Origin of the sequence: Flavobacterium panici, assembly GCF_903819335.1 — a bacterium.
GTDB lineage: Bacteria > Bacteroidota > Bacteroidia > Flavobacteriales > Flavobacteriaceae > Flavobacterium > Flavobacterium panici.
Genome location: NZ_CAIJDE010000049.1, coordinates 30764 through 55783, shown reverse-complemented (window position 1 = coordinate 55783; position 25020 = coordinate 30764). Strand labels below are relative to the sequence as shown.

4 protein-coding genes are annotated in these 25020 nt (G+C 34.7%); all 4 read left to right on the top strand.

Annotated features, from left to right (window positions below):
• Positions 1-6 precede the first annotated feature (6 nt).
• Genes FLAPXU55_RS16055 through FLAPXU55_RS16040 form a run of 4 tightly spaced genes read left to right on the top strand, consistent with a single transcriptional unit; the run spans position 7 to position 25020 of the window.
• The gene (locus FLAPXU55_RS16055) at positions 7-6561 is read left to right on the top strand and encodes a non-ribosomal peptide synthetase (protein WP_180859395.1); all 6555 of its coding nucleotides are present in this window, start codon (positions 7-9) and stop codon (positions 6559-6561) included.
• Complete coding sequence (locus FLAPXU55_RS16050; RefSeq protein WP_180859393.1) at positions 6558-9878, top strand: non-ribosomal peptide synthetase; 3321 nt, start codon at positions 6558-6560, stop codon at positions 9876-9878. Before FLAPXU55_RS16055 ends, FLAPXU55_RS16050 begins: the two co-directional genes overlap by 4 nt.
• Entirely contained in the window at positions 9875-19387 is a 9513-nt protein-coding gene (locus FLAPXU55_RS16045) for a non-ribosomal peptide synthetase (protein WP_180859391.1), read from the top strand. The genes FLAPXU55_RS16050 and FLAPXU55_RS16045 overlap by 4 nt, the downstream gene beginning before the upstream one ends.
• Entirely contained in the window at positions 19384-25020 is a 5637-nt protein-coding gene (locus FLAPXU55_RS16040; protein WP_180859389.1) for a non-ribosomal peptide synthetase, read from the top strand. The genes FLAPXU55_RS16045 and FLAPXU55_RS16040 overlap by 4 nt, the downstream gene beginning before the upstream one ends.

The following is a 25020-nucleotide window of genomic DNA, read 5'->3' as shown; positions in this document are numbered from 1 at the left end:
AAAAACATGGAAGAATTATTTTTAAAACTAAAAAATCTGGATGTTCATTTAAGTGTTGAGGATGGTAACTTAAAATTAAGTGTACCTGATGACTTTGAAGAAAACGACTTAATTGATGAAATCAAAAAAAATAAAATTGAATTAATTGATTACATCCATGAAAGTAGAACAAAGAATATAAACTCTTTAGAAATTCCAAAGAAAAAAAATGCTGTTTCTACAAAATTAACACCTCCTCAGGCTCGTTTATATGTGCTGCAGGGTCTGGCAAAAGATTCTAATGTATACAACATTCCTTTTGCTTCAGAATTAATAGGAGCAGTAGATGTTTTGCAATTACAAAAGGCTTTTATTGAATTGATTCAAAGACATGAAAGTTTACGAACTTCTTTTTTACTCGATAACAATTACGAGCCAATACAAAAGGTACTGGAAAAATTCGATTTTGAATTAGAACATATTAAGTCTGACGAGAAAGGGTTAAAAGAAATTGTCGAAAACTTTTCATTTTCTTTTAATCTGGAGAAAGCACCATTGGTTAGAGCAAAACTGGTAGAACTTCAGGCAGATAGATTTATTTTATTAATGGACGTACATCATATTATTTTTGATGGGATTTCATTACAGGTATTTTTGCGTGATCTCGTTTCTCTTTACAGTAAACAAGAATTGCCGGAACTTACTTTACAATACAAAGATTATGCAGACTGGTATTTTAGCGAAGATTATCAAAAGAATCTTTCTTTGCAAAAAGCATTCTGGCTTAAGGAGTTAAATGGATTTAAAAACACGGCTATTTTGCCTGCTGATTTTAAAAAATCAAACAAAATTTCGTTTGAAGGAGCTTACGCAAATTTCACCATTAAAGGAAAAAGAAGAAAAGCACTGGAAGAACTTGCCAAAAACTCTGAAACTTCTTTGTTTAGTGTACTTACTTCTTTGTACAGCATCTTACAAGCCAAATTAACAGGCATTGACGATTTAGCAATTGGTACTCCGGTAGCAGGAAGACGTCATTGGAGTTTAGAGAACATGATTGGTATGTTTGTCAATACCCTGGCAATCAGAATCAACTTTAAAAATGAAATCAGCTTTAGTGATTATTTAAAAGAAGTTAGCTCAAAAATTGTTCATTGTTTTGATAATCAGGAATATCCATTTGAAGCATTATTAGATGATTTAGGTTCAAGACAAAGCAATGAAATGAACCCATTTTTTAATACGCTTATCACATTAGACAATTTTGAGCAGACAGTAGTTGCTATAAATGATTTAGAAATAAAACCTTTTGAGATAAATAAATCAACTTCAAAGTTTGATTTAATAATGCATTTTAGCGAGAAAGAAAATGAACTTGCCTGCACATTTGAATACAGTACTCAATTATTTAAGAAAGAAACTATTGAAAGATTTTTCGATTATTTTATCAATATATTAGATCAGGTTGCAGAAAATGAGTCTGTTATTCTGGATAAAATAACACTTCTTAATCAAGAGTCGAGTAATGAATTATTGCAGCTAAATGATTTTACAGATGTAGCGTACAACCAAAATCTGACCATAATTGATCTATTTGAAGAACAAGTTGTTAAAAGTCAGGATAATACAGCTTTAGTTCTAGGAAACGAGACTTTATCATACAACGAACTAAATGAAAGAGCCAATCAGGTAGCAAGATTGCTAAGAGCCAAAGGATTAGAACGAGAAGGCGTGGTTGGAATATTGATGGAGAAAAGTTTTGAGGTGGTTATAGGAATGCTTGGTATTCTTAAAGCTGGAGGAGTGTATGTGCCAATTGATGTAAATTATCCGCAAAACCGTATCGATTACATTGTTGAAAACAGTGGTCTTAAAATGATCCTTACAATACCGGAATTTGAAAATATTGTAGATAAAAAAGACGTATCTAATATATTTATCTCTGAAGCAGATGAAATTAAAGATAAATCAAATCTGGATATTGTAAATTCTCCTAATGATATGTGTTACATCATATATACATCAGGAACAACCGGAGTTCCAAAAGGAGTTATGGTAGAACATAGAAATGTGGTACGTCTTCTTTTTAATAAAGGATTCCAATTTGATTTTACAGACAAAGATGTATGGACAATGTTCCACAGCCATTGTTTTGATTTTAGCGTTTGGGAAATGTACGGACCATTACTTTATGGCGGAGTTTTGATTATCATTACTACTCTGGAAGCACGAGATCCTTCAAGATTTGTAAAAATAATGGAAGACAATAAAGTGACTGTTTTAAATCAAACCCCAACTTCATTTTATAATTTAATTAGAGAAAGCATTGAGAAAAACGCAAATCTTAATGCCTTGCGCTATGTGGTTTTTGGAGGAGAAGCTTTAACACCATCTAAATTAAATCATTGGAGAGATTTATATCCAAATACAAAATTGATCAATATGTACGGTATTACAGAAGTAACGGTGCATATGACTTATAAAGAAATTGGAGACGCAGAAATACAGCACAGTATAAGCAACATTGGAAAAGCCTTACCAACCGGATCTATTTATTTATTAGACAACAATATGAAACCGGTACCAGTAGGGGTTATTGGTGAAATCTACGTTGGGGGCGAGGGAGTTGCACGCGGATACATGAATAATAAGGAATTAACAGATTCAAGATTTATAAAAAATCCTTTTAAAGAAGGAGACCGCTTATATCGATCTGGTGATTTGGCTGTATTATTGGAAAATGGAGATTTAGAATATAAAAGACGTTCTGATAATCAAATACAATTAAAAGGATTTAGAATTGAATTAAAAGAAATAGAGCATCATTTATATCAGCACAAACTAATCGACAATGCAGTTGTGATTATGAGAGTGTCTAAAAAAGATGAACCTTATTTATGTGCATATTACGTAGGTAAAGAAGAACTGGATATAAATAATTTAAGATCTTATCTGGAAGAACTTCTTCCTCATTATATGATCCCGTCATTTTATGTTAAGATTGACGAAATGCCATTTACTTCTAATAATAAAATCGATATCGCCAAATTACCAGAACCTAAAATTGGTTTTTTAGGCAATTATATAGCCCCTACTAATAAGGAAGAACAAATCATGTGTGAGATTTGGGCGAAATATATGGATATAGAGCAAGTGGGAATAATGGATAATTTCTTTAGTCTGGGAGGAGATTCGTTGAGAGCCATTGCATTAATATCGACTATAAACGAAAAATTATCAGCATCATTAATGATTGCAGACTTATATTCTTTTCCAACTATTAAGGAACTTGTAGTGGCTTTAAAATCTAATAAAGGCGAAGAACAAGCATTCTTAAAGAAAGAAGCAATAAAAGAACTTAAGTTATTTCAGGAAACATATAGAGCAGAAAACGAATTTTTAGATAACTATGAAGAGGTATATCCTATGAATGGTATCGAGAAAGGAATGGTTTATTATTCTTTATTAGGTAATACAGATAGTATCCATAACATCATGTATCACGAACAAAATATGTATGACGTGCCATTTGAAAATTTCGATTTTGAAATTTTCAAAAACACACTGAATATGATGATTAGAAAACACAGTGAGTTAAGAAAGATATACGATCTAAAAAACCTAACGCACATTATATTGAAAGAAATTGAACCCGATGTTCATTTTATAGATATATGCCATTTAAGTAAAGAAGAGCAGGATAAATTTATAGAAAATAAATTAGAAGAAGAAAAACTTAGAACAACAGAATTGTCGCTTTCCTTAATATGGAGAATGCACATTATTAAAGTTCGTGAAGGGTTTCAATATCTTTTATTTGATTTTAATCATTCCTTATTTGATGGGTGGAGTCTGGCTTCTTTTTTAACAGAGCTAAACAATACGGCAATAGCACTTAAAAAAGATCAAAATTATCTTCCAAAGCAAATAACCGGTAGTTATAAAGATCAGATACTTGGCGAATTGGCCGCAATTAATAGCGAATCCAGTAAAAATTACTGGCAGAAAGAGTTATCCGGCTACAATCGTTTTGAATTATTCCCAACAGGTAAACCTCATGTATTTATTACTGATGACCATGATTTTGGAAGAGAATATAGAAAAAAACTAGAAGCAGCGGCAAGTAAATTTAACACAAGCTTTAAACACTTATGCTTTTCGGCAATTATCTATGCTCTAAGAAGAATAAATTTTGAAAATGACATAACTATGGGAGTTGTGACCAATATTCGACCATTAATTCCAGATGGAGAATATCTTTTGGGTTGTTTCTTAAATACAGTTCCGCTTAGAGTTCAAATACCTGAAAATTTAACATGGGGAGAGTATGTAAACTTTATTGAACAAAAATTCACAGAATTAAAGTATCATGAGCGAGTACCTTTTTATAAAATATTAGAATTTATTGATGAGAAAACATTCAATGCAAATCCAATCTTTGACGTTAAGTTAAATTATATAGATTTTAGAGTATACAATGATTTCCAAGGATATGACGAAAATTATTTTGGACCATCAAATGCAAGAACCAGTTATTTAAATGAAAATACACTGCTTAACCTTCATATCATTGCTAATAATGACGATTTTATTTTCCGTATCGTTTATTCTACCTCTTTTTTCGAAGCAGAACAATCTGCTAAACTATCTTCTTATTTTAAAAGTACACTGGATCAAATATTAAATGATGCAGATAAGATGCTGGATGATACTTGTGTTTTAAATGAAGAAGAACAAAACGTAATTACAAAAGAATTTAATAACACAGAGTTCAGTTACCCTCAAAACGAAACAATTTTAGATTTGTTTAAAGAGCAGGTAAAATCAGCACCAGAAAGTATTGCTGCTGTAATTGATAATAAAGCGATTTCCTATAGTGAGCTGGAAACTTTATCAAACCAGTTATCTCATAAGCTGATTCAGATTGGGGTAAATTCTGAAACTCTTGTTCCTATATCTTTAGATCGTTCATTAGAAATGATAATAGGAATTTTAGCCATTCTAAAAGCAGGAGGGGCCTATGTTCCTATAGACCCTACATATCCGCAAAATAGAATTGATTATATTTTAGAAGATATTCAGTCTTCATTTATTTTAACCGAGTCCAAATATGAAAACAGCTTTGATATACCAAAATTAATCTTAGATGATAAAACCATTTATGATAAACAGTTAAAATCAGCTCCGGAAGTTAAAATAAGTGAAACCTCTTTAGCCTATGTTATTTACACATCAGGAACGAGCGGCAAACCTAAAGGAGTAATGAATTCTCATGAAGGTATCTATAACAGATTGGCCTGGATGCGCGATCATTTTAATGTAACAGCTAAAGACAACATTTTACAAAAAACAAATTTTTGCTTTGATGTATCCGTTTGGGAATTAATACTTCCTTTAATTACCGGAGCAAAATTAGTATTTGCAAAACCAGAAGGTCATAAAGAAACTACTTATCTCGAAGAAATTTTAGAGAAAGAGAATATTACATTAATGCATTTTGTACCCTCAATGTTATCTGCATTTTTAATAAATCTGGAAAACTTTAATGGAGGCCAGTTAAGAAGTGTAATTTGCAGCGGAGAAGAATTAAAATCTGCGACATTAAAAGATTTTCAAACCAGACTTCCGGGTGTTAGTATTCATAATTTGTACGGCCCAACCGAAGCAGCAATTGATGTTACTGCCATAGATTTAACCCATCAAAAAGAAGGTAAAGTTTCAATAGGTAAGCCTATTGCAAATACACAGCTTTATATTGTAGATAGTGAATGCAAAATTCAGTCAGTAGGTGTAAAAGGCGAATTGCTTATTGGAGGCGTACAAGTTGCAAAAGGATATTTAAACAAACCGGAATTAACGTCTCAAAAATTTATAAATAATCCATTTAACAAAAAGGACAAATATAAATTATATAAGACCGGTGATATGGCCAGATGGCTTCCTGATGGTAATATTGAATACTTAGGCAGAATTGACGGCCAGATCAAATTGAGAGGAAACCGAATCGAACTAGGAGAAATAGAAAGCTATTTAATTGATTATCCGCAAATTCTTGCAGGCGCAGTTGATTATAGAAAATACAATAATGACTATTGTATTGTAGCGTACTATGTTGCTGAAAATAACGAAACATTAGAACTGGAAAAGCTAAAAAATTATTTAGCAAAGTCTTTACCGGCTTATATGATTCCATCTTATTTTGTTAAGTTAAATGAACTTCCAATAACCTCAAACGGGAAATTGAACAGATCTGCTTTACCTGATCCTGAGATATTAAGCGCAGAAACATATGTAAAACCATCTAACGAAACCGAAGAAAAATTAGTAGAGATATGGTCTGAAATTTTAAGTATTGAAAAAGAAAAAATAGGGGTAGAAACTAACTTTTTTGACATAGGAGGTCATTCGTTAAAAGTAATTACCCTTGTTAATACAATCTTTAAAGTTTTTGCTGTTGATATAGCCTTAAGTCAGGTTTTTGAAAAACAAACAGTGAAAGGCATATCAGATTACATTATTACGGTTAAACAAATGGAATCGGACACAGAGAAAAATCAGCAAAAAATCAAATTATTCATATGAAAATAGATGAGTATATTTCTCATTTGAGAGACGAAAACATCATTATTACTGTGAAAGAAGATAAAATTGCAGTAGAAGATCCAGATGATGTTTTAACTTCTCAAATAATTGACGAGCTTAAGTCTAAAAGATTAGAAATTTTAGACTTTTTCGGCTCGATTAAAACTAAAAAAGAATCCTTTATACCTATTTCTAAAGCTCCTGTAAGCAATTATTATCCATTGTCTTCAGCACAACAGCGTATGTATTTTTTGTACGAATTTGATAAAAGCGGAACAACGTATAATATGCCAATGTTTTTAAAGCTGGAAGGGAATATTGATTTTCATCAACTGGAAAAAACATTTAAAAAGTTAGTAGATCGCCATGAGAGCTTACGAACAATATTTGAATTGCAAGACGGCAGTCCTGTTCAGCGATTAGCTCATGATGTTTCATTTTCGATTGAATATGCAGCAAATGATAATTTAACAACAGCATCTGTAATAAGAGATTTTATACGCCCATTTGACCTTTCAAAACAATTGCCGATAAGAGTAATAATAATAAAGGAGTCAGAACACACTTGTATTTTAGGTATCGATTTGCATCATATTGTAAGCGATGGAAGAACCATGGAGATTTTGATGCATGATTTTTGGTCGTTGTATAGTGGAGAAGCCTTAAACGTTTTGCCTGTTCAATATAAAGATTATGCTGTATGGCAGCAGAGCAAAGTACACCAAACTTTGGTTTCCAGTCACAAATCGTATTGGTTAGATACTTTTGCGGAGGATTTTTTCTCTTTGGAATTACCTGTAGACTATTCCAGGTCATTAGAACAAAGTGATCGGGGAGATACTCATTCTGTACATTTTAATAAATCACAGAGCGATAAGTTACGTGCTTTTATAAGTACTGAAGGAATCACTACGTACACCTTTTTTTTAGCGATTTATAACATTTTGCTTAGCAGGCTGTCAAATCAGGATGATGTTATAGTTGGGACTTCTACTCTTGGACGTCATCATTCTGATTTGGAAGAAATAGCAGGAATGTTTGTAAATACACTTGCCTTGCGCAATCGTGTTGATTCGGATAAGAGTTTTAGTGATTTTTTATTTTCGGTACAAGAATCCGCGATGAGAGCTTTTGACCATCACACATTTCAATACGAAGAACTGGTTGAAACATTAGACATACCCCGTACTGCCGGTCGTAATCCCTTGTTTGATGTATTCTTCTCCTATCGTCAGGAAATGGAAGGATTAAAGCTTAGCAATTCCAATATTAAAATAGAGCATTATGATGCATCTCCTAAAATTACGGCCAAGTTTGACCTCAATTTAGCAGTATTGGATTCCGAAGAAATCAGTTTGTCATTTACCTATCGAACAGATTTGTTTAAGCAATCAAGTATCAGTCGTTTTTCAAATTACATGATTCGAATTATTGAAACAGTTCTCAAAGATCCGAATCAACTAATAAAAAACATTGAAATATTATCGAAAAAAGAAAAATCACAATTACTGGTTGACTTTAATGATACTGCGGTAGATTATGATTTAGAAGAGACTGTATTAGACATGTTTGTGGCTCAATCCTTAAAAACACCCTATGCAGAAGCAATTGTATTTGGAGACGAACGTATTACTTACGATGATTTAAATACCCGTTCTGATCGTTGGGCGTCAAACCTTATTGAATCAGGAATAATTTCCGGCTCAATAATAGGTTTAATAATATCAAGATCAACAGAAATGATTACAGCAATCCTGGCAGTAATGAAAGCAGGAGCAGCATATCTGCCTATCGATCCGGAGCAGCCTTTATCCCGCACACTTCATATTTTAAAAGAAAGCGGAAGTAGTTTTGTTATTGGAAATCTAGAGATTGTTCCTGACGAGCTGAAACAATCTTACCTTTATTTAGGAACAGAAAAATTGGATAAAACTGTAATAAATAAAGCCCGGCAAACTACATTTTCTTCTCCGGATGATTTGGCATATGTTATTTATACATCTGGATCTACCGGACAGCCAAAAGGGGTAATGACACAGCACAAAAATGTATCAAACTTCATTAATCATGAACGTAATTTTTTAAATATTGATGCCTTTGATAGTATATTACAATTCTCTCCCTATTACTTTGATGCATCTGTTAAACAGATCTGGCTGGCTTTAACAACTGGAGCAAAACTGGTTTTAGTGCATAAAAATACATTGAGCGACAGAAAACAATTGATACACTATCTGGAAAAAGAAAGTGTCACGATGCTAAATGTAACACCTTCTTTTTTGAACGGTTTAGACATTCCAAAATTATTCAACCTTAAACGAATTGTTGCCTCCGGAGAAGAATGTAAGGTGAATTTGGCAGAGAAATATTATAAGGAATATGATTTTTATAATGAATATGGGCCAACAGAAACGACCGTTATCACTATCTCTGGTAAAGTGACTCAGGAAATGATTAGCAGAAAAAACATTGCTATTGGCCGCCCAATAGCAAATGCAAAAGCGTTCATTTTAGATACTAATCTAAATTTAGTTCCAATAGGATTTACCGGTCAGCTTTATATAGCTGGTAAAGGTTTGTCAAAGGGATACTTAAATCGTCCTGAATTGACAGAAAGCCAATTCATAAATAATCCATTTGGCGAAGGAAAAGTTTATAAAACGGGAGATTTAGCAAGATGGCTTCCAGATGGTACAATAGAATTTTTAGGAAGATTAGATGATCAGATAAAACTTAATGGAGTCAGGATAGAATTAGGTGAAATCGAAAGCCAGTTAAATACATTTAAAGGCATTAAAGACGCTGTTGTTAGTCTTCGCGAAATCCAAAATAATAAATTTTTGATAGCATATTATGTTTCTGATGATGTTATATCTCCTTCGGAATTAAGAAGCCACTTGATAGATCAAATGCCATTCAGTATGATACCAAGCTATTATATGCAGCTGGATAAACTGCCATTAAGCCCAACAGGCAAACTGGATCGTAGATCACTGCCCGCCCCACAAAAGAAAGAATGGATTTATAAAGCCCCGTCAAATGAAATAGAAAAACAGCTGGTATTGATTTGGTCAGAGCTATTACAACTAGAAATAGAAAAAATTAATGTTGATGATGGATTTTTTGAATTGGGAGGCAATTCTTTAAAGGCAATTTCACTTGTAAATACAATCTTTAAAACATTGTCTGTAAAAATTACCCTGAAAGAAATTTTTATAAAACAAACCATAAGAGAAATTGCTGATTACATCGTGACAGTTAATCAGATAAAAAATATTAAAGCAGATATTAATGGAGAAGTAAAACTTGTACTATGACAACAGACGAATACATTACTTATTTAAGAAGCCTAAATATTATAGTTACTTCACAAGAAAATAAAATTGCGGTTGAGGATCCAAATGATGCTTTAACTTCTGAAATAATTGAAGAACTAAAAGTTAGAAAAACAGATATTTTAGAGTTTTTTAATTTGATAAAAAGTAAAAAAGAACTTTTTATTGGTATATCCAAAGCTCCTGAGAGCGCTTATTACCCATTATCATCAGCGCAGAAGCGCATGTATTTTCTATACGAGTTTGACAAAAAAAGCACCGCTTACAATGTACCTGTTTTTTTCAGGATTGGCAGACCGCTTGATATTTCCCGTTTAGAAACCGCCTTTGCAAAATTGGTTTCACGCCATCAAAGCCTTCGTACCGTATTTGAAATAGTGGACGGCGTTCCTGTACAGCGCATATTAAATGATAATTTCTTTAAAATGGAGCATTACAGCGGTAATGTTTCAGAGATAGATGACTGCATCAATACCTTTGTCCGTCCTTTTAACCTGTCTGCAGAGTTTCCAATCCGCATCTCGCTTATGGAAGTTGCGGGAGAAGATTACCTTTTAATGTTAGACATGCACCATATTGTCAATGATGGTGTTTCACATGACATTTTAATGCGTGAATTCTGGGCGTTGTACAAAGGCCTGCAGTTAGATGAACTTCGCATTCAATATACAGATTATGCCGTATGGCAGCAAAGCGATTCGCATCAGTCTTTAGTATTGGCCCATAAATCGTACTGGCTTGATCTTTATTCAAAAGAGATCAGTGCTTTAGACCTGCCATTGGATTATCCGCGCCCGCTTTATAAAGGCGGTCAGGGCAATAGCCATTCGCTGCATCTTAATAAACAGCAGAGTGCGAGACTACGCAGTCTGGCAGCTTCTAGTGGTGTAACGGTTTACACCTTGTTTCTGGCTGTTTATAATGTACTGCTCAGCAAGGTCTGCAATCAGGATGATATTATTGTAGGAACTCCCACAGCCGGACGCCACCATGCTGATCTTGAAGGTATAGTGGGTATGTTTGTCAACACACTTGCGCTTCGTAATAATGTAGATTCCGGAATTTCATTCAAAGATTTTCTGGCTTCGGTACACGAATCGACATTATCTGCTTTTGATCATCAGCTGTATCAGTATGAAGAACTGGTTGATGCACTGGAGCTTCCGCGTGATGCGAGCCGCAGCCCGTTATTTGATGTTTTTTTCTCTTATCAAAATCAGGTTGATGATTCCGGGTTTAACGATCCGGAGCTTAAGATCAGCTATCATGAAGTATCCTATGATATTGCCAAATTTGATCTGAGCCTTGCCGTACTGGACGCAGAAGAAATCATCCTTAACTTCGGTTACCGTACAGATTTGTTTACAGCTTTAAGTCTGGCACGTTTCAGCAGCTATCTTCATAGAATTATCGAAGAAGTTCTGGAAAATGAAAATCAATTAATAAGGGATATTACAATTTTATCAGAAGCAGAGAAATCGCAGCTACTGGTTGACTTCAATGATACTTTTGCAGATTATGACCTGAAGCAGACAGTTCTGGATATGTTTATCTCGCAATGTGCTGAAACACCAGATTCAGATGCAGTTGTTTTTGGAGAAGAACGCCTTAGTTATCGTGATCTTGACGAGCGATCTGATCTTTGGGCATCTCATCTTATTGATTCGGATGTAGCTGCAGGTTCAATAGTTGGTTTAATCATGACCCGTTCAAGCGAAATGATAACGGCTATTCTTGCTGTTATGAAAGCCGGGGCAGCTTATGTGCCAATTAACCCAATCCAGCCTGTATCACGTACAGCTCATATGCTGGAAGAATGCGGCAGCGTGTTTGTGATCAGCAACTTAGAGAAGCAGCCGAATGAACTGTTAGGATATACTTACTTGTCTGTGAAAGATCTGGACAGTGAGCAGATCATTAGAAGCCTGGAAAAAAAGAAACTTCCAAAAGTAAATTCACAGAGCCTTGCTTATGTAATTTATACTTCGGGTTCTACCGGAAATCCAAAAGGGGTTATGGTTCATCACGAATCGGTTACCAACCTGATTAATTATGAGCGTGAATTCTTTTCAATAGAATCAAGTGATAGAATCCTGCAGTTTTCACCTTACTATTTTGACCCTTCTGTAGAACAGATTTGGTTATCCCTAACAACAGGTGCAGCTCTGGTTCTTGTTGATGAAGCAACGCTTTTAGAAAGTAGTATTCTTAATTCCTATTTAATAGAAAAGGGGATAACTCATTTCCATAGTACACCATCTTTCCTGGAAAAAGTTGATTTTGAAGGAGTGTCAACTCTTCGCCGAGTGATATCTGGAGGGGAAATTTGTAAGCTTCAATTAGCAGAAAAAATTTCAAATAAATATTCGTTTTATAATAAATATGGTCCAACAGAGACCACTGTAACTTTTACAATTCATAAAATAGTAAAAGAAAATATACAAAGTAAAGTTTCTATCGGCCGTCCTGTAGCCAATGCTCAAGCTTATATTCTTGATGGGCAGATGAACCTTCTTCCAATTGGGGTAAAAGGGGAACTTTATATCGGCGGTAAAGGTTTGTCAAAAGGATATTTAAACCGTTTGGATTTAACTCAAGAGCGTTTTGTAGAGAACCCTTTTGGAACGGGGCTTTTATACAAAACAGGAGATCTGGCCAGATGGTTTGCTGACGGAACTATCGATTATTTAGGACGTAACGATAACCAGATAAAACTTCGCGGTTACCGCATCGAACTGGGAGAAATCGAATCTCAATTAGAAGCAATTGATACAGTAAATCAGGTTTTAGTAATTGCCCACGGATCAGACGACAACAAACAGCTGATTGCTTATTTAAGCGGCAGTGAGCAGCTGGAAAGTGCTAAAATCAAATCCATATTATCATCAAAACTTCCTGATTACATGATCCCTTCAGCCTTTATCTGGCTGGATAGTTTTCCGGTTACCGCTAATGGTAAAGTAGATAAAAGGACACTTCCTAATCCTGATTTTACAGCCGGAGAGGTATATGTCGCTGCCGAAAATGAAGATCAGGAGAAACTGGTCATGATATGGTCTGATGTTTTGGGTATTGTGGCTGATAAAATTAGTATCCACTCCGACTTTTTTAATCTGGGCGGACACTCTTTAATGGCCATTACCCTGAGTAATAAAATCAATAAAGTATTCTCGGTTAATATCTCACTGCGTGATTTATTTGAACACCGTACTATATCTGAATTATCAATATATATTTTAAGTGCCGAGAAGGTTAGTTTTATATCGATTCCGCAGGCACAGCAAGAAGATTATTACCCATTATCTTCTGCACAGAAACGCATGTATTTTTTATACGAGTTTGATAAAGAGAGCACGGCTTATAATATGCCCGGTTTTTTCAGGATTGGCAGACCGCTTGATGTTTCCCGTTTAGAAACCGCCTTTGCAAAATTGGTTTCGCGCCATCAAAGTCTTCGTACCGTATTTGAAATAGTGGATGGTATTCCTGTACAGCGCATACTAAACGAGAATTCCTTTAAAATGGGACATTACAGCGGTAATGTTTCAGAGATAGATGGCTATATCAATGCCTTTATCCGTCCCTTTAACCTGTCAGCAGAGTTTCCAATCCGCATTTCGCTGATGGAAGTAACGGGAGAAGATTACCTTTTAATGTTTGATATGCACCATATTATCAATGACGGTGTTTCGCATGAGATTTTAATGCGTGAATTCTGGGCATTGTACAAAGGACTGCAGTTAGATGCGCTGCGTATTCAATATACAGATTATGCCGTATGGCAGCAGAGTGATTCGCATCAGTCTTTAGTATCGACCCATAAATCGTACTGGCTTGATCTTTATTCAAAAGAGATCAATGCTTTAGACCTGCCGTTGGATTATCCTCGTCCGCTTTATAAAGGCGGTCAGGGCAGCAGTCATTCGCTGCATCTGGATAAAGAGAAAACCGCCAAGCTTCGAAGTCTGGCAGCTTCAAGCGGTGTAACGGTTTACACCTTGTTTCTGGCTGTTTATAATGTACTGCTCAGCAAGCTCTGCAATCAGGACGATATTATTGTGGGGACGCCGACAGCCGGACGCCATCATGCTGATCTTGAAGGCATAGTGGGGATGTTTGTCAATACACTTGCACTTCGTAATAATGTAGATTCTGGGATTTCATTCAAAGATTTTCTGGCTTCGGTACACGAATCGACATTATCCGCTTTTGATCATCAGCTGTATCAGTATGAAGAACTGGTTGATGCACTTGACCTTCCTCGTGATGCGAGCCGCAGCCCATTATTTGATGTTTTATTCACCTACAACAAACAGGTTGATGATTCCGGTTTTAGTGATCCGGAACTTAAGATCAGTTATCATGAAGTATCGTATAATATTGCCAAATTTGATCTGAGCCTTGCTATACTGGATGCAGAAGAAATAAGCCTTGATTTTGGTTATCGTACAGATTTGTTTACAGCTTCAAGCCTGGCACGTTTCAGCAGCTATCTTCATAAAATCATTGAGGAAATACTGGAAAATGAAAACCAGTTAATAAGTGATATTACAATTTTATCTGAAGCAGAGACATCACAACAGCTGGTGGAGTTTAACGACACTTTTGCAGATTATGACCTGCAGCAGACAGTTCTGGATATGTTTATCTCGCAATGTGCTGAAACACCAGATTCAGATGCAGTTGTTTTTGGAGAAGAGCGCCTTAGTTATCGTGATCTTGACGAGCGATCTGATCTTTGGGCATCCCATCTTATTGATTCGGGTGTAGCTGCAGGTTCAATAGTTGGTTTAATCATGACCCGTTCAAGCGAAATGATAACAGCTATTCTTGCCGTTATGAAAGCCGAGGCAGCTTATGTACCGATTAACCCGACCCAGCCTGTATCGCGTACGGCTCATATGTTGGAGGAATGCGGCTGTGTGTTTGTGATCAGTAATTTAGAGAAACAATCCGATGAATTGGATGGCTATACTTATCTGTCTGTGGAAAATCTGGACAGCGAGCAGATAATAAGAAGCCTGGAAAAAAAGACACTTCCAAAAGTAAATTCACAGAGCCTTGCTTATGTTATTTATACTTCAGGTTCTACCGGAAATCCAAAAGGGGTTATGGTTGAACATGAATCGGTTACAAATTTAATCAACCACGAACGTGAATTCTTAGCGATAGAAGCCAGCGATAAAATCCTGCAGTTTTCGCCTTATTATTTTGATGTTTCTGTAGAACAGATCTGGTTATCGCTGACCACGGGAGCGAGTCTGGTATTAATTGATTCTGTGGTATTAACAGATCAGGATTTGTTTGCAGCATATCTGGAAACACATTCGGTTACACATCTTAATGTTACGCCGTCCTTTTTAGAGAGTTTATCGCTTCCTGCTTTACCAAACCTTAAACGAATAGTAGTATCTGGAGAAGAGTGTAAATTAGGACTTGCCCGCAGGTACAACGAAGATTATGATTTTTATAATGAATACGGACCGACAGAAACAACGGTTATCTCTATTTCCCAAAAATTAACTCCTGAGGCATTAAAAGGCGATAAAGTTTCTATAGGCCGTCCTGTAGCCAATACTCAGGTATATGTTCTGGATGCGCAGATGAACCTTCTGCCAATTGGGGTAAAAGGGGAGCTTTACATAGGCGGTAAAGGTTTGTCAAAAGGCTATTTGAACCGTTTGGATTTAACCCAGGAACGTTTTGTAGAGAACCCTTTTGGAACTGGGCTTTTGTATAAAACAGGAGATTTGGCTCGATGGTTTTCTGATGGAACCATCGATTATTTAGGGCGTAACGATAACCAGATAAAACTTCGCGGTTATCGTATCGAACTGGGAGAAATTGAATCTCAATTAGAAGCAATTGATACAGTAAACCAGGTTTTAGTAATTGCCCACGGATCAGACGACAACAAACAGCTGATTGCTTATTTAAGCGGCAGTGAGCAGCTGGAAAGTGCTAAAATAAAATCCATATTATCGGCAAAACTTCCTGATTACATGATCCCTGCAGCCTATATCTGGCTGGATAGTTTTCCGGTTACGGCTAATGGTAAAGTAGATAAAAGGGCACTTCCTAATCCAGATTTTACAGCCGGAGAGGTATATGCTGCTGCTGAAAATGAAGATCAGGAGAAACTGGTCATGATATGGTCTGATGTTCTGGGTATTGCGGCTGATAAAATCAGCATCCACTCCGATTTTTTTAATCTGGGCGGGCACTCTTTAATGGCTATTACCCTGAGTAATAAAATTAATAAAGTATTCTCGGTTAATATTTCACTGCGTGATTTATTTGAACACCGTACTATATCTGAATTATCAATATATATTTTAAGTGCCGAGAAGGTTGGTTTTGTATCAATTCCTCAGGCACAGCCGCAGGATTATTACCCGTTATCTTCTGCACAGAAACGCATGTATTTTCTATATGAGTTTGACAAAGAGAGCACAGCATACAATATGCCGGGATTTTTCAGGATTGGCAGACCGCTTGATGTTTCCCGTTTAGAGACCGCTTTTGCAAAATTAGTTTCGCGCCATCAAAGTCTTCGTACCGTATTTGAAATAGTGGATGGTATTCCCGTACAGCGCATATTAAATGAGAATTCTTTTAAAATGGGACATTACAGCGGGGATGTTTCAGAAATGAATACCTACATCAGCGCCTTTATCCGTCCCTTTAACCTGTCAGCAGAGTTTCCAATCCGTATCTCGCTGATGGAGGTTGCAGGAGAAGATTACCTTTTAATGTTTGACATGCACCATATTATCAATGACGGTGTTTCGCATGAGATCTTAATGCGTGAATTCTGGGCATTGTACAAAGGCCTGCAGTTAGATGAACTTCGCATTCAATATACAGATTATGCCGTATGGCAGCAAAGCGATTCGCATCAGTCTTTAGTATTGGCCCATAAATCGTACTGGCTTGATCTTTATTCAAAAGAAATCAATGCTTTAGACCTGCCATTGGATTATCCGCGCCCGCTTTATAAAGGCGGTCAGGGCAGCAGTCATTCGCTGGATTTGGATAAAGAGAAAACCACTAAGCTTCGCAGTCTGGCAGCTTCTAGCGGTGTAACGGTTTATACCTTGTTTCTGGCTGTTTATAATGTACTGCTCAGCAAGATCTGTAATCAGGACGATATTATTGTAGGAACTCCGACAGCCGGACGCCACCATGCCGATCTTGAAGGTATAGTAGGTATGTTTGTTAACACGCTTGCACTTCGTAATACTGTAGATTCGGGAATTTCATTCAAGGATTTTCTGGCTTCGGTACACGAATCGGCATTATCTGCTTTTGATCATCAGCTGTATCAGTATGAAGAACTGGTTGATGCACTGGAGCTTCCACGTGATGCGAGCCGTAATTCTTTATTTGATGTTTCTTTTACGTATCAAAAAAAGGTTGATGATTCGAGTTTTAACGATCCGGAATTTAAAATCAGTTATCATGAAGTAGCGTATAATACTGCCAAATTTGATATGAGCCTTGCCGTACTTGATGCAGAAGAAATAGGTATTTCTTTTAATTATCGTACAGATTTGTTTACGGCTTCAAGCGCTGCACGTTTCAGCAGTTACCTTCATAGAATCATTGAGGAAATACTGGAAAATGAAAACCAGTTAATAAGTGATATTACAATTTTATCTGAAGCAGAGAAATCGCAGCTACTGGTTGACTTCAATGATACTTTTGCAGATTATGACCTACAGCAGACAGTTCTGGATATGTTTATCTCGCAATGTGCTGAAACACCAGATTCAGATGCAGTTGTTTTTGGAGAAGAACGTCTTAGCTATCGTGATCTAGATACCAGATCTGATCTTTGGGCATCCCATCTTATTGACTGCGGTGTAACTGCCGGTTCAATAGTTGGTTTAATCATGACCCGTTCAAGTGAAATGATAACAGCTATCCTTACTGTTATGAAAGCCGGGGCAGCTTATGTACCGATTAACCCGACCCAGCCTGTATCGCGTACAGCTCATATGCTGGAGGAATGCGGCTGTGAGTTTGTGATCAGCAATTTAGAGTCAGATGACCTGCAGGGATATACTTATCTGTCTGTAGAAGATCTGGATAGTGAGCAGATCATTAGAAGCCTGGAAAAAAAGACACTTCCAAAAGTAAATCCACAGAGCCTTGCTTATGTAATTTATACTTCGGGTTCTACCGGAAATCCAAAAGGGGTTATGGTAGAGCATGAATCGGTTACCAACCTGATCAATCACGAACGTGAGTTTTTAGCAATAGAATCCAGTGATAAAATCCTGCAGTTTTCGCCTTATTATTTTGATGTTTCTGTAGAACAGATCTGGTTATCCCTGACCACAGGAGCAAGTCTGGTGTTAATTGATTCTGTGGTATTAACAGATCAGGATTTGTTTACAGCATATTTAGAGGTACATTCGGTTACACACCTCAATGTTACACCGTCATTTTTAGAAAGCTTATCACTTCCTGTTTTACCAAGCCTTAAACGAATAGTAGTATCCGGAGAGGAATGTAAATTAGGACTGGCCAGAAGGTATAATATAGATTATGATTTTTATAATGAATACGGGCCAACAGAAACAACGGTTATCTCGATTTCCCAAAAATTAACTCCGAAGACATTAAAAGGAGATAAAGTTTCTATAGGCCGTCCTGTAGCCAATACTCAGGTATATATTCTGGATGCACAGATGAACCTTCTGCCAGTTGGGGTAAAAGGGGAACTTTATATAGGCGGTAAAGGTTTGTCAAAAGGATATGTGAACCGTTTGGATTTAACCCAGGAACGTTTTGTAAAGAACCCATTTGGATCAGGGCTTTTATATAAAACAGGAGATCTGGCCAGATGGCTTGCAGATGGAACTATCGACTATTTAGGAAGGTTAGATGGGCAGATAAAACTTAATGGTGTTAGAATTGAATTAGGTGAAATAGAAAGCCATTTAAAATCTTTTAAAGGAATTAAGGATGTAGTTGTCAGCCTTCGTGAAATTGAAAATAATAAAACGCTGGTGGCTTATTATGTAGCAGAGGAGATGATAATTAAATCTGAATTAAAAGATTTTTTAATCGACCGACTTCCATTTAGCATGATACCAAGTCATTATATGCAGCTAGATAAATTGCCATTAAGTCCAACTGGTAAACTAGATCGCAGATTGTTACCAGATGTGGAAAAGAAAGAAAAGATTTATGAAGCTCCATCAAACGAAATAGAAACGCAATTGGTATTAATCTGGTCTGAACTATTACAAATAGAAATTGAAAAGATCAATGTTAATGACGGATTTTTTGAACTGGGCGGTAATTCTTTAAAAGCAATTGCTCTTGTAAATACTGTTTCTAAAATGTTATCTGTAAAAATAACATTGAAAGAGATTTTTACGAAACAAAGTATTAGAGAAATAGCGAACTATATCATTACAATTAAACAAATAACAGATACAACAGAAGAAAATAAAGAAGAAATAAAACTTATACTATGAGAACAGACGAATACATTACTCATTTGAGAGGAAAAGGAATTATGGTGTCTATTCAGGAAAATCAAGTAGAGGTTAAAGCTCCGGATGGAGTATTAACACCTGATATTATAGAAGACCTTAAATCAAAAAAAAGAGATATTCTTGATTTTTTTAATTCGATAATTGAAGAAAAAGAGTTTGAGTTAATTAAACCAGCTCCAATACAACCGCATTATCCATTGTCACGCGGGCAAATTCGTCTTTGGATTCTTAATGAGCTTGGAGAAACTCAGGGATTATATAATTCACCTTTAATTTATCCTATAGGAGAGTTAGATGTCGATATGGTTAAGGAAACGCTTAATGATCTGATTTTACGTCATGAAATCCTTAGAACAGTTATAAAAATTGTAGATGGCCAGCCTCGCCAATTTGTTAAGGAATTTAATGATTTTAAGTTAGATATTGATCATCTTGAGGCTTTTACGCCCGCTGATTATAGAACAATAATAGAGAAGGAACTTTTTTATCCTTTTGATTTAGCTAAGTCAGCAATTAAAGCATCTTTAGTTAAAAATTACGATGGAAAAATGCTGCTTGTCCTTATTTTTCATCATATTATTATTGATGCCTGGTCATTAAATGTACTTAGCAACGAGTTTACCGAAATTTACAAATCAAAAGCTACAGGATCCTTTGCCTATACTCCTAAATTAACAATTCAGTATAAAGATTATGCTGTATGGCAAAACACTTTACACGAAACAGGAAATTTTGATGGTGCCAGAAAATATTGGATTGATAAGTTTTCAGGTAAAATAGCCAGATTAAAATTACCGGTAGATTTTTCATCTGAGGAAACTCAAACCTATGAAGGAAACAATGCTAATTTCGAAATTTCAAATAAAATTTCAAATCAGCTGATAGAATTTGCAAAACAGCATAATGTTTCTCTATATATGATATTTATAGGGGTTTTAAAATCCTTATTTCACAGATATACCGGTGAAGAAGATATAATTTTAGGTTCTGTTGTAAGCGGGCGAGATCATGCCAGTTTAAAAGATCAGGTTGGTTTTTATGTAAATACCATTGCTCTTAGAACTGCTGTTAAGGGGACAAGTTCGTTTAAGCAGATTCTTCAGGATGTAAAAACGACAACGCTGGACGCTTTTGAACATCAGTCTTATCCATTTGATTTATTAGTAAATGAAATAGAAAGTGAAGTTAATGCAGAAAAAAATCCATTATTTGATGTATTAATATCCTATCATGATTCTGATGATTCTATAGATCCGTCAAATAAAATTACAGACAGCTCTTTAGGAGATGAGATTGAATTTTGTAATACAATTGCCAGTAAATTTGATTTATCTTATACTTTTCAAAGAAAACCAGATGGTACAATAATGGGAACTTTAGGATTTAATGCAAATCTTTTTAGCAAAAATAAAATTACAAGAATGATTCATCATTTTAAAAATTTGCTTGAAGAAGTATTAAATAATCCAAATGAACCAATTGCTGATATTTTTTATTTAGAGAAAGAGGAAGTTAAAACCTTAGCAGAATTTAATAATACTGCTAAAACACTTCATTTTAATAAAGGGATGAAGCATATTATTGAATCCCGTGTTGAAAAAAATCCAGAATCAACAGCTATAATTACTGACAATGGAGAAGTAACTTTTGAGGAATTAAATAATAAAGCAAATCGTTTATCTCATTATCTCAAAGATACATTTAAAGTTTCTAAAGGAGATTGTGTAGGGGTTATGATGGATAATACGGTCGATAGAATGGTGACCCTTTTAAGTATTATCAAACTTGGAGGAGTTTACGTGCCTATTGATAAAGAAAATCCATTTGAAAGAACATCTTTTATACTAAATGATACCAATGCTAAACTTTTAATAACCGAAAGTTTCTGTAAGGTAGTTCAGGAAGAATCACGATACAATGTTGCTTTTCTAAAAGCGGATCAGATCAAAAATGATTTAAATGAGTTTTCATCAGAAAATATTAAAGTCAATGTTGATTTACAAGATCTATTTTCAATATTATATACTTCCGGATCAACTGGAAATCCAAAAGGAGTATTAATTAAAAATGAAGGGTTAATCAATAGAATAAATTGGTTTTGGGATCATTATGGATTTACAGAAAACGATATTATTTTTCAAAAAACGCCATTTGTTTTTGATGTTTCAATTGGAGAAATATTCATGCCGCTATGTTTTGGCGCAAAATTAGTGCTTGCTACCGGCGAGGAAAATTCACTTCAGCTGACAGAAAGTATCATTAAATACAATTTAACTTATATACATTTTTCACCTACTCAGTTAAATAACTATTTAGATGCTGTAGATAATGATTTTTCAAAAATTACTTCTTTAAGAAGGATTGTTTGTAGTGGAGAAGAATTAACCAAGACTATATTGACGAAGTATTATAAGCATCTTCAGATTCCATTATCAAATCTTTATGGACCTACAGAAGCTTCTATTGAAGTTACTTATTTTGATGCATTTCCTGCTTTTGTACAAAATAACAGTTCAAGAATTCCTATTGGAAAACCAATTAATAACGTACAGATCTATGTATTAGATCCTAATCGTAAAATAGTTCCTATTGGTTTTGTTGGCGAGATTGCAATAGGAGGAGTATGTCTTGCAGAAGGTTATCTAAATTCACCAGAGAAAACTAAAACGCAGTTTATAGAATGTGAATTCAATTTAAATGAGAGCACAAGGGTTTACAAAACCGGAGATTTAGGAATGTGGTTAGAAGATGGTACGGTACAGTTTTTAGGAAGAAAAGACAATCAAATATCAATAAACGGTTCCAGAATTGAACCGGGAGAAATAGAAAGTGTTATTTCAAAACATCCTAAGGTTCATAATATAGCTGTAGTCCCTAAAAAAGATGAGTTTAATAATTGGCACTTAATGGCTTATTATACGCTTAAAAATGAAGAACTTATTGAAGTAAAAAAGAAAAAATCTGTAGAAAAAGATTTTCCAATAGTTAAAAATCAAAATTTTAATTATGAAAAAATATCCTCTAACAAAACGAATGTATATCAATTATTTCAAGATTCATTTGATAAAAATGCAAATAATACCGCAATTGTTTTTAAGGGTAAGAATTTGACTTATAAGGAACTAAGTTCTGAAGTTGACAAGCTTGCCGCCTTATTAAGAGTAGATTATAACCTGGGCGTTGGAAGCCATGTAGTTTTAATTGCCGGAAGGTCTGAGCAAACAATTATATCCATTCTTGCCATCATGAAAATTGGTGCAGCTTATATCCCGGTTGATCGAGATTATCCGGAAGCAAGAATAAATTACATTGTAAACGATTGTGCTGCAGATTTAATTATAATAGATCAGGATGTCGAATATGAAATAGAGAATGATGCTGTTCCTGTTTTATTTTATGATTATTCAAAACACCATTCAGGAGATCATTATCTGCATGAAGATGATGCATCTGCAGACTTAACAGACCTATGTTATATTTGTTATACTTCTGGCTCAACAGGAGAACCAAAAGGAGTAATGATTGAACAACGATCTGTTATTGATTATGTTGAAACATTTTCTAATTATTTTGAACTATCAAATAAAGATGCAGTTATCCAGCAATCGTCTATATCATTTGATACATCTATCGAGGAAATATTCCCAATATTATCCACAGGAGGTACTTTAGTTGTGCTTTCTGAAGGAGGAAGAGATATTGAAGGGATTATTGATGGGATAAATAACCATAATGTAACAATCCTGTCGACAACACCTTTGGTTATTAATGAACTTAATATTAATTCAGATAGATTACAGTATATTCCAAGAGCCATTATTAGTGGTGGAGATGAATTGCGAAAATCTTATATTGATAAGTTAATAGAAAAAACAGCTCTATTCAATACATATGGACCAACAGAGTTTACAATATGTTCTTCTTTTGCTCAAATTGATAGTGTTGAAAATTGTAATGTAATAGGAAAACCTATAAATAATCATACAATTTACTTATTTGATGATAACTTAAAAGAGGTTGAGACTGGAGAAATTGGTGAAATCTTTATTGCCGGATCAGGTATGGCCAGAGGATATCTTAATAGGATTGATGAAACTAAATCACATTTTATATCTCACCCTTCGGTTGAAGGACTAATCTATAAAACAGGCGATTTAGCGAAATATAATGAAAATGGAGAACTGGAATTTTGTGGAAGAAAAGACAGTCAGGTAAAAATTAAAGGATATCGTGTTGAGCCTATCGAAATAGATAATACCCTTCAGAAATTTACGGATATACTAAATAGTGTTTCTGTTGCTAAAAAAGATTATAATAACGACAAACATTTAGTAACCTATTACAAAGGATCTGATAAAGTTGAGGAAAAGGAAGTTATTGCATTTTTGCGAAATGAACTGCCTCATTATATGGTACCTGATTATTTGGTAAGAATAGAAGAATTTCCAATAACTTCAAATGGTAAAATTGATGTAAAACTGTTACCTACTCCAAACAGTCTTTTGCATAATAAGTTATTTTATCTTGAGCTAAAAGATTTTATGAAGCAATTCCTTCCTGCATATTTAATCCCTTCTCAATTTGTTTTAATGGATAAGCTGCCATTGACTGTGAGTGGGAAAATAGACAGAAAATTTTTGGAGAATAAAAAAATCGAAAAAAGAGAGGATAAAAAATATGTAGCTCCTCAAAATATAACCGAGGAAAAAATTCAAAAAGTATGGGAAGATAATTTGAAATTATCTAAAATAAGTATCGACACCAACTTTTTTGAAATAGGAGGAAATTCAATAAAAGCTACGCAGATAATGGCAATGATATCGAAGGAACTGGAAATATATGTTCCTTTAAAAGATATCTATAACAACCCAACAATTTTAGAGCTGGCAAGAAAAATCAATGACAATTTTACAAGCGAAAGTTTACTTATAAAGCTTAATAAAATAGTAGATCATGTTCCTAACGTTTTCTTCATTCCTCCGGTTTTAGGATCTTCAATAATCTTTAAAAATTTAGCTACAGATTTGAATAATTTAGCTAATGCATATGGACTGCAGTATCGAGGTTTTGATAAAAATGAGCCATTTGATGAAAGCATAAAAGTTATGGCCAGATCATTTGTTCAGGAAATAAAAACCATAAAATCAGTAAATCAGCCAACTGTTTTAGTGGGGTACTCAATGGGTGCAACAATAGGTTTTGAAGTCGCAAAAATTTTGGAAGAAGAAAATGTCGATGTCAAATTAATATTAATTGATAGAGGTGCATACGAAACGGAAGAAATTTTATTTGATCAGAAAAAATCAGATGATGTAATTGATAATGAATTAGCGCACTGGGGCAAAGAAATTAGAAAAGAGGACTTTGATCGAATTAAACAGTTAGTTTTTCATAACATAAAAATATTAGCCTCTCATAAACTTGAAGGTAAAATAAGCAGTGAAATCATTGCAGTAGAAGCTAATAAAAATTCAGATAAAGTTAAAATGAAAGGATGGCAAGGATATACTAACGGTACTTTTGAGCATCATTTCTTAAATACGACCCATTATGAAATAATCAACGAACAAAAAGACGAACTGGCATCACTTATTAAAAAAGCATTACTGTAA